Origin of the sequence: Thermoflexus sp., assembly GCF_025055495.1 — a bacterium.
Taxonomy (GTDB): domain Bacteria; phylum Chloroflexota; class Anaerolineae; order Thermoflexales; family Thermoflexaceae; genus Thermoflexus.
The window spans coordinates 1-9,290 of record NZ_JANWXB010000298.1; the positions used below are offsets into that span (position 1 = coordinate 1).

7 protein-coding genes are annotated in these 9,290 nt (G+C 65.4%); 5 read left to right on the forward strand and 2 right to left on the reverse strand.

The annotated features are described in order from the left end of the window. Nucleotides 1-144: 144 nt before the first annotated feature. The 5 genes from NZM16_RS09420 (at nt 145) to NZM16_RS09440 (ending at nt 6,049) form a co-directional block, all read left to right on the forward strand. Complete coding sequence (locus NZM16_RS09420; RefSeq protein WP_295480106.1) at nt 145-978, forward strand: PfkB family carbohydrate kinase; 834 nt, start codon at nt 145-147, stop codon at nt 976-978. Between the two features lie 36 nt (nt 979-1,014). Continuing rightward, on the forward strand, nt 1,015-1,821 hold the full coding sequence (locus tag NZM16_RS09425) for a ParA family protein (protein ID WP_295480107.1): 807 nt from the start codon (nt 1,015-1,017) through the stop codon (nt 1,819-1,821). After that, nucleotides 1,811-2,659, forward strand: coding sequence for a ParB/RepB/Spo0J family partition protein (locus NZM16_RS09430; protein WP_295480109.1), 849 nt, complete (start codon nt 1,811-1,813; stop codon nt 2,657-2,659). Before NZM16_RS09425 ends, NZM16_RS09430 begins: the two co-directional genes overlap by 11 nt. A gap of 395 nt (nt 2,660-3,054) precedes the next feature. Beyond that, nucleotides 3,055-4,251: a Xaa-Pro peptidase family protein gene (locus NZM16_RS09435; protein ID WP_295480111.1), complete on the forward strand. Its 1,197-nt coding sequence runs from the start codon at nt 3,055-3,057 to the stop codon at nt 4,249-4,251. Between the two features lie 223 nt (nt 4,252-4,474). Then, a complete protein-coding gene (locus NZM16_RS09440) occupies nt 4,475-6,049 on the forward strand; it encodes an amidohydrolase (protein WP_295480113.1) in 1,575 nt (524 codons plus the stop codon). Between the two features lie 58 nt (nt 6,050-6,107). On the opposite strand, the gene NZM16_RS09445 is transcribed toward NZM16_RS09440, so the two are convergent. Both NZM16_RS09445 and NZM16_RS09450 read right to left on the reverse strand, forming a co-directional pair. Then, a complete protein-coding gene (locus tag NZM16_RS09445) occupies nt 6,108-7,010 on the reverse strand; it encodes a DMT family transporter (protein ID WP_367281023.1) in 903 nt (300 codons plus the stop codon). Nucleotides 7,011-7,097: 87 nt separating this feature from the next. Continuing rightward, nucleotides 7,098-8,288 carry an MFS transporter gene (locus NZM16_RS09450; protein ID WP_295480117.1) on the reverse strand — a complete coding sequence of 397 codons (1,191 nt, stop codon included), beginning with the start codon at nt 8,286-8,288 and terminating at the stop codon, nt 7,098-7,100. Nucleotides 8,289-9,290: the final 1,002 nt, after the last annotated feature.

Below are 9,290 nucleotides of genomic sequence, written 5' to 3' on the forward strand. Positions count from 1 at the left end.
GCCCCGTTCCGCCTTGGGTAGCTTCCTCGCGCTCGTGGGGGTGTGGGGGGGGGGCGCCGCCCCCGGCGGCGCCCCCGAAAACTCTTGGGTCCAAGAGGGACAAAGCGTTACCCCCCATCTTTCCTGCCGCGAATCGGAGCGCGGATGTTTTCCATTGATTATCTGATCATTGGACATGTCTGCCGGGATCGAACGCCGTTCGGGCCGATGTTCGGGGGGACGGCGGCCTATGCGGGCCGGACAGCGCTGGCCCACGGATGGCGTGTGGGGGTCCTGACCAGCACCGGGCCGGATTGGGATCCCCGGCTGGCCCTGGATGGGGCGGTGGTGATGAACCTGCCTGCGGATCAGACCACGGAGTTTGAGAACCTCTACACTCCCCAGGGCCGGCGACAGCGTCTTCATGGCGTTGCGGAACGGCTGCTCCCAGCCGCTGTGCCCCTCGAATGGCGCCAGCCCCGCGTGGTGCATCTGGCTCCTGTGGCCGGGGAAGTGGATCCTTCCCTGCTGTTTCTGTTCGAGGGGGTCCTGCGTGGGATCACGCCCCAGGGCTGGATGCGGGCCTGGGATCCGGAGGGCCATGTCTATCCCCAACTCTGGGCAGAGGCCGAGCGCTTCCTCCCTTATGCCGATGCGGTGGTTTTCAGCGAGGAAGATATTCAAGGGGATTGGGAGCTCGCGCGTCGTTGGGCCCGTCGGACGTCGATCCTGGTGGTCACGCAGGCCGCCCGCGGGGCCACGCTGTTTTTGGAGGGGATCCCTCATCCGATTCCAGCTTATCCGGCGGAAGAGGTCGATCCGACGGGAGCGGGGGATGTGTTTGCCGCCGCCTTCTTCATCCGGTTATGGGAAACCCGAGATCCCGTGGCGGCGGCCCATTATGCGGCCCGGGTGGCGGCCCTTTCCGTCACCCGGCCGGGCCTGGATGGAACCCCTCGCCCGGAGGAGATCGAGGCCATCCGAATGGCCCTTCGGTGATCCTCTCTTCCCGCTAGGAAGGATGCAGGTAACGCCATGGGCCACTTCGTTTACGCTTTCGCGAACCAGAAGGGGGGTGTGGGCAAGACCACCTCGGCGGTGAACCTGGCTGCCTGCCTGGCGGCGGCCGGGCGTTCGGTGCTGCTTGTGGATCTGGATCCTCAGGCCAACGCGACGGCCAGTTTGGGGATCCCTCGGAAGAGCTTGAAGGGTTCTATCTATGCGGCGCTGGTCGATGGCCTGCCGATCGCGGAACGGATCTATCCCACCCGATGGACGAACCTCTGGCTGGCTCCCGCGAGCGCGGATCTGGCCGGGGCCGAGGTGGAGCTGGTGCAGGCCTCCCAACGGGAGTTCCGCCTCCGGGAGGCTCTGGAGGGCGTTCGAGCGGCTTACGATTACATCCTGATCGACTGCCCCCCCAGCCTGGGTTTGCTCACCCTCAACGCGATGGTCGCTGCGGACGCGCTGATCGTGCCGGTCCAGTGCGAGTATCTGGCCCTGGAAGGCCTCTCCCGGCTCCTTCAGACGATGACGCGGGTGCGTCAGAGATTCAACCCGCGGCTGCATGTGCGGGGCTTCCTGCTGACCATGTTCGACGCCCGCTCCCGTCTCGCTCAGCAGGTTGTGGAAGAAGTCCGTCATCACTTCCCGGGCCGGGTGTTCCGGACGGTGATCCCCCGGAGCGTTCGCCTGGCCGAGGCCCCGAGTTATGGCCTCCCCATCATCGTCTACGCCCCTCACTCGCCAGGCGCCATCGCCTACGCTGCCCTGGCCGACGAGCTGATGCGGGGCGATGGAATCCCTGTCCCCTCCCGAGAAGGAGGTGCCCATGGCGCGTAAATTCGGGCTCGGAAAGGGGCTGGAAGCCCTGCTCCCGGCCGGCGAGACCACGGGCCTTCTGGAGGTCCCGATCGATGCCATCGAGCCCAATCCCCATCAGCCCCGCCGGCAGATCGATGAGGCGGATCTGGAGGGGCTGGCCCAATCCATTCGAGAGCATGGACTGCTGCAGCCGCTCATTGTGACCCAGATCCAGGCAGAGCCTCCGCGGTATATGCTGATCGCCGGGGAGCGCCGATGGCGGGCGGCCCAACGGGCCGGTCTGACTACGATCCCTGTGGTGGTGCGGGAAGCGGCTCCCCAGCAGATGCTGGAGCTGGCCCTGGTAGAGAACCTCCAGCGAGCGGATCTGAACCCTATCGAGGAGGCTCAGGCCTATCGTTATCTCATCGAGACCTTTGGCCTGACCCATGAGGAAGTGGCCCGACGGGTGGGCCGGAGCCGGACGACGATCACCAACGCCCTGCGCCTGCTCCAGCTCCCTCCCTCGATCCAGGCCCATCTGATGGAAGGGCGGATTACGGAGGGGCATGCGCGGGCCCTGTTGATGCTCAGCCAGGCCGCCCAGCAGGAGCTCGTTCTCCGTCGGATTCTGGAGGAAGGCCTGAGCGTCCGCGCGACGGAGGAGCTGGCCCGTCGCCTGCAGGGTCAGCGCGTCCCGAGGCGGAAGGCCCCGGCGCGTCCGCCCGGCCTGGTCGAGATCGAGAGCCGCCTGCGCCAGGCCCTCAGCACCAAGGTCCGTCTCTCCGCCGGCCGTCGAGGTGGCCGTCTCATCATTTATTATTATTCCGAGGAAGAGCTGGAAGCGCTCGTCCGACGCTTGTTGCGTTCGGGATAGCTGGGCTGGTGGAGCAAGGAATGAGGTCGTCTATCCCACCAACCCCCACTTCGAAATCTTCCTTCTCCCCTCTCCCTGCAGCCGGGAGGACCGCGAGGAGAGGGGAGAAAGGGGGGAAGGGCCGCTTGCCTTCCTCGGGGGGCTTAGCGGGCGGCGCCGGGCGCCTTCGGCGCCGCCCGCTAAAGCAGGCCCTTCGGGCCATGGGGGGCAGGATACAGGGAGTGAGGCGATTCCACCCCATCCGATCGGCTCCTGATAGCGTAACTCCTAACGGATCAACGCATCCGACGGGGCACCGCGGCGATTCCCAGAGAACCGGAATTTTCGGGGGTGGACGGGGTCGCTGAAGGCGGCTTTGCCCACCCCAAAAAGCTCAGGAGGGGAGGAGGTCTTCTATGCCCAACCCCGCGCTCATCCGTGAGAAGGTCCGACAGGCGATCGGCATCCTGAACGAGAAGGGGATCGATGCCTGGTTAACGTTCGTTCGGGAGACCGAGCAGACGCGGGATCCGGTGCTGGATCTGATCCTCGACCTGAATGTGACCTGGGTCTCCGCGTTCCTTCTGACCGCGAACGGAGATCGAGTGGCCATCGTGGGGCGATTCGATCGGGAGAATATCGCGGCGCTGGGGATCTGGGATCCCGTGATCGGGTATGATGAGAGCATTCGGGAGCATTTGGTAGAGACGTTGCAGCGCCTGAACCCTCGGGAGATCGCCATTAATTATTCGGAGAATGACCCCGCTGCCGATGGGCTGACCCACGGGATGTGGTGCCTTCTCCACCGGATGCTGAGCGGCACGCCGTTCGTGGGCCGCCTGATTTCCGCTGAGGACCTCGTGGGGGCGCTCCGGGGCCGCAAGACCCCGCTGGAAGTCGAGGCCATCCGCCGGGCGGTGGAGACCACCGAGGCCCTGTTGGATGAGATCGGGGCCTTCCTGCGCCCTGGGCGCTCCGAGCGGGAGATCCAGGCCTTCGTCCACGAGCGGATGCGTGCAAGGGGCGTGGAGCCGGCATGGGATCCGGATTACTGTCCCATCGTGGCCATCGGGCCCGAGGCCCCGATCGGGCATGCGATGCCTGGAGATCGTTCCGTAGCCCCGGGGACGCTGGTTCACGTGGATATCGGGATCCGGCAGGATGGGTTCTGCTCGGATATGCAGCGGGTCTGGTATGTGTTGCGAGAAGGAGAGGAGAGCCCACCGTTGGAGGTCCAGCGGGCCTTCCAGGCTGTCCGCCTGGCGATCCTTGCGGGATTTCAGGCCCTCCGCCCGGGGGTCCAGGGATGGGAAGTGGACGCCGCGGCGCGTCGCACCCTCACTCAGCAGGGGTATCCGGAGTATCTCCACGCGCTGGGCCATCACATTGGACGGACCGTCCATGATGGCTCGACGGTCCTGGGGCCCCGTTGGGAGCGCTATGGGCAGACGCCTTATGGGGTGGTGGAAGCCGGGAATGTGTTCACGCTGGAACTGGGCGTGAGGGTGCCTGGGCATGGTTACATTGGACTGGAGGAAGATGTGCTGGTCACGCCGCGGGGCGCGGAGTGGATCAGCCATCCCCAGACCGAACTCTGGGTGATCCGGCCGTGAAGGAACCGGGTTATGCGGATCTGGATGATGCGGCTCTTTTAGGGCTGGTTGCCAGCGGCTCAGGTAAAGACCAGCCCCTTTAGCCATTTGCGTTGCGGAGACAGAGGGAGAAGCAGGGAGGGATCTCTCTTTCCTTGTTCCAGAATGCCTTTCCCTTATCACCCATCTTCCCATATGGACTTCTGTATCTCGATCTCCTCGCCTTGAAGGATCATCTATGCCGATGGCGGACTGGATCCTCTGGAACGCCCGGATTTATACCCAGGATCCGGAGCGGCCCATCGCGGAGGCCATTGCGGGGATGGGCGAACGGATTGTTGCGGTCGGCACCGCCGCGGACGTGAGGTCCTGGCTGGGCCCCCGCACTCGAGTCCTTGACCTAGGCGGCGCAACGGTGCTTCCAGGTTTCATTGATGCCCATCTGCATCTGGAAGGTTATGCCCGGCGCCGGATGGGGGTCGATGTGGACACGCCGACGCTGGAGGAGGCCCTGGAGCGCGTGGCCCGCCGGGCGGCCTACACGCCGCCAGGGACCTGGATCACGGGTCGGGGATGGTTGCAGGAACGATGGGGGCGATTCCCCTCCGCGGACGATTTGGATCGGGCGGCGCCGGCGCATCCGGTGGCCCTCTGGGCCCGCAGCGGACACGCCCTGTGGGTGAACCGGGAGGCGATGCGTCGGGCAGGGATCACTGCCGAAACGCCGGATCCACCCGGCGGGCGTATCGCCCGGGATCCCCAGGGGGAGCCGACCGGGCTTTTCTTCGAGCGGGCGATGGATCGGATCGTTCAGGCGATCCCGGAGCCCACGGTGGAGGAACTGGCCGAGGCCCTCTATGAGGCGCTCCATGAGCTGGCCGCCCTGGGCCTGACGGCGGTTCATAACTTCGACGGCCCCCGCGCCTTCGCGGCCCTCCAAATCCTTCGCGAACGGGGGGATCTTCCCCTGCGGGTGGTGCAACACCTTCCCCTCGCGATGCTGGATCACGCGCTGGCGCTGGGCCTGCGCACCGGGTTCGGCGATGAATGGCTGCGGGTGGGGGCGGTGAAGATCTTCGCCGATGGCGCCCTGGGGCCGCGGACCGCGTGGATGCTGGCGCCATATGAGGGGGAGCCGGAGAACCTGGGGATCGCCTTCACCCCCCCCGAGGCGATGCGGGAGGCCGCCCGGCGGGCCACTTCCGCGGGCCTCTGGCTGGCCGTCCACGCGATCGGGGATCGGGCCAATCGGGAGGTCCTGGATCTCTATGCCGAGTTACGGGAGCTGGAGGCGCGGATGGGGATTCCCCCGGAGGCCCGGCGACATCGGATCGAGCACGCCCAGCTGGTGCATCCGGACGATCTGCCGCGCTTCGGTCGGCTGAGGATCGTAGCCTCCATGCAGCCGATCCACGCGATCTCCGATCGACCGATGGCGGAGCGCTACTGGGGGGCGCGATGCGCTACGGCCTATGCCTGGCGCAGCCTGAAGGCATCCGGAGCCCGGCTGGCCTTCGGCTCCGACGCGCCGGTGGAACCGCCCAACCCCTTCTGGGGTCTGCACGCCGCGGTGGTCCGCGACGGATGGCATCCAGAGCAAACCCTCTCCCTGGCGGAGGCGCTGGAAGCTTACACCGTAGGCCCGGCGTGGGCCGTCGGGCTGGAGCGCTCTCAGGGCCGATTGCGGCCCGGGATGTGGGCGGACCTCCTGGTGCTCCCGGAGGATCCCTTCCGGATCCCGGCGGAACAGCTCCGCGAGCTGGACGTGCTGGGCACAATGGTGGGAGGTCGCTGGGTGTATCAGCGCCTCCCTTTATGAAAGCGCTCTGTTGCAAACCTGGGGTTTAAGGTAACAGAGCGGGCGGAGCCGCTCCCCGTTACCTCCGCTTTTCTGAACTCCCCTCCCTATGCCGCGAAGCGGCGTGGGAAAGGGAGTCGGGAGGAGCAGACGGAGCCTGCACCATCCATAGCACCCCCAGAATCACCAGCGCCGCGCCCAGATAGCCCAGCGGGCCGAAGCGCTCCCCCCACGCCAGATAGGAAACCGCGGTCGCGATCACCGGCTCCAGAGTCGCCACCACCGCCGCCCGCGTCGCTTCCAGCCGCTGCAGACCCGCGTAATAAATCAGATAGGCGAGATATGTGGAACAAATCGTCAGAAATGCGATGGCTCCCCAGGCCATGGGCCCTGGCCGATGGAACGAGATGAGCGGGAGCAGGCTGAGGGCCCCTATAGGCATGGCGTAAGCGAACAGGGTTGGGGTTTCATAGCGCTGAAGGTAAATCTTCCCGAAAAGATAATACAGGGCATAGGTAAATCCAGAGATCAGGCCCCACATGATCCCGACAGGATGGATCCGCGCTTCACCGCCCTGAAGGCTGACGCCGGCCACGCCGAGGAGCGTCAGGAACAGGGCGGTCAGCTTATGGGGGCCCATTGGCTCCTTCAGAAAGCTCCATGAAAGAATGGCCACCCAGGCGGGGGCCGTGTAGAGCAACACGGCGGCCATCGCTCCACCGCCCGCCTGCACTGCAAGCTGGAAGGAGGCGTAGAACAGCGCCACGCCGATGGGGCCGAACCCCAGCACGATGGGAAGGTCCCGAGGGGCCACCCGGATCCGGCCGATGAGGGCGGCGTGGAAGCCAAACAGCAGCCCCCCGAAAACAGCCCGCCAGAACGCGACCTCCAGAGGCGTCAGCCCGTGGGCGAAGGCCAGTCGGCTCACCGGGCCGATCAACCCCCACAGAAAGGCGGCGGTCAGCATATACACATAGCCGATCATTCTCTCCCTCAACCTCCAGACGGGGTGAGACCACTCCTGGGGTTGCCCCTGTGGCTTTGCTGAAGCGATCCTGCCCACCGGGTGCTACACCGCCCTGGGGCCTGGTGATCCGCGGACCATGCGGAAGAAGACCCCCAGGGCGATCAGCTCCAGCACGATCGCCAGGAGGATGACGCCTCCCATGGACAGCTCATAGATCGCCCCCATCGCGGCGCTGCCGAGGAACCATGCCAGCCCGTAGATCCCATTGAACAGACCATACGCTGTGCCGCGTTCCTCTAAGGCGACCAGGGAGGGAATGGCCGCTCGCATGATCGTCTCCTGCCCGCCGATCACCGCCCCCCAGAGCATCATGCCCAGGAGGAGAGGCGCGGGATGGCCGGAGAACACCAGAGGGGCGGCGGCGGCGCTGAAGGCCGGGATCGTCAGTAAAACCCGGAGGCCGAGGCGATCATAAAGGACGCCGAACAACAGGCCGGCGACCGCATCGACCAGCATCGCCGCAGCGAACAGGGCAGGAATCGCCGGGTCGGGCAGAAGGGCCGTGCGTTTCAGGTGGTAGGAGAGCAGCTGGAAATGGACCAGCCCGGCGACGCTGAAGGCCACAAAGGCCAGATACTGCCGGAAGTGAGGGCGGGCGATCCCGCGGGGGATCACGGCCTCCGGATCGATGGGGGACAGCTCCAGGCGGTGGGGGGCCGGATAAAGCAGGCGGGCAGCGATCAGGATGAGCAGGGTGAGCGCCGCGGGGATGAGCAACACCCCAAAGGCCAGCTCATAGCGTCCGGTGCTCTGAAGGATCAGCGCCATCAGCAACGGCCCGCCGACGGCCCCGATCTGATCCAGCGCCTCGTGGAGTCCGAACCCCTTCCCGGGGCCCACCTCGCTGGCCGCGTAGGAAAGCATCGTGTCCCGGGCCGGGGTGCGGACCGCCTTGCCCAGCCGCTCGATCAGGATCAGGATGGCGGCGATCGGCCAGGCGCGGGTGAGGGCCAGCATGGGGACGGCAAGGACGCTCATCGCATATCCTAGGATGGTCAGGATCCACGGCCGGCGTAAGCGATCCGCCAGGTAACCGAAGAAGGGGCGCAGGCTGTAGCCGATAAGCTCTCCGATGCCTCCGATGGCCCCCACCAGCGCGGCGCTGGCCCCCAGCACGGCGAGATACGGCCCGATGAGGCTGCGGGCGCTCTCATAGGTCACGTCAGCCATCAGGCTGACCAGGCCGAGGAGCATGATGAACCGTAAGGCTTGATGGCGGGTTCGGTTCGACATCTACTCGGACCTCCAGAAGGATTTCATGTCCAGGCGAAGAGCATAGATCCGGGGCACTTCGTTGTCTCCCTACGGTCTTTGGGACCCCCGCCTGGCGGAGCGGAGATACAGAGGGATGATATACCGCATCCCCGGATCCGGGGCCGCAGTATAGCACTGGGTCCCCGTTTTCATGGGGGTTGGGGCGACGACGTCGCCTTCAGTGGCGCCCCGGCCTCTCAATCTTCCGGCTTATGTTCAGGACACGTGCCGCTGGCCGGGTCGGATGGCGGGCAGGGGTGAGGAGATCGAGCCCTTTCCGGCCATCGGGCGGTTCGCTCTCTGGCTTGCATACGCATGCTGTGAATTCCATTCGCAAGGACATGGCGAGCCCTTGTGGAGAGAGCCGATGAAACCCCCCAAGCCCCAAGGAGAGATCCATCGTTCGCGCAAGCGGCGTCGAATTCATCGCACGCGTTTGCATGAAGATTGGGCATGAGCCGAATGTTTTTAGGGCTGGGGCGCCGCCAAAGGCAGTGCCCCAGCCCCAAAACCCGCAGGAGAGCTCGGAAGTTACACGTGGCGTAAATGTTACCCGGTTAGGCAAGCCAGCTGGGGATAACCAGCCCTCTCGTGGACGTTGACGCAAAACCTTCCCCTGTGGTAAAATGAAAATAGATGAGTCTGGGATTGCGATCCGCAGGGATGGGATCCCTCAAGATCGTCCATATAACCGATGAGGTTGCTCACATACGGGGCCACCTTGCCCGAGGTGGCCCCGTTTTATTTTTTGACGGACCCCGATTTCCCACCCTTGCATTCTCTCGAGAACGGCCCTTTGCTCCCCTTGCTCCCCCTGATGGGGATTGGGGGGGATCGGGTAGGGCCGTCTCGGGCGGCCTCGCCCGGCCCCCCATGCCCCGGAGGAAGGGATCGGCGAATTGGTCCGAAGTCCGATTGTCTAAACTCTATCGACAGGAGAAGCGGCCATGGCGGTAGAACAGATCCGACAGGAGACCCTGA

What these genes read in the sequence shown, in the direction of transcription:
- NZM16_RS09450 (WP_295480117.1), bottom strand. Translation starts at nt 8,288, where the DNA reads ATGTCGAACCGAACCCGCCATCAAGCCTTACGGTTCATCATGCTCCTC.
- NZM16_RS09440 (WP_295480113.1), top strand. Translation starts at nt 4,475, where the DNA reads ATGGCGGACTGGATCCTCTGGAACGCCCGGATTTATACCCAGGATCCG.
- NZM16_RS09425 (WP_295480107.1), top strand. Translation starts at nt 1,015, where the DNA reads ATGGGCCACTTCGTTTACGCTTTCGCGAACCAGAAGGGGGGTGTGGGC.
- NZM16_RS09430 (WP_295480109.1), top strand. Translation starts at nt 1,811, where the DNA reads ATGGCGCGTAAATTCGGGCTCGGAAAGGGGCTGGAAGCCCTGCTCCCG.
- NZM16_RS09420 (WP_295480106.1), top strand. Translation starts at nt 145, where the DNA reads ATGTTTTCCATTGATTATCTGATCATTGGACATGTCTGCCGGGATCGA.
- NZM16_RS09435 (WP_295480111.1), top strand. Translation starts at nt 3,055, where the DNA reads ATGCCCAACCCCGCGCTCATCCGTGAGAAGGTCCGACAGGCGATCGGC.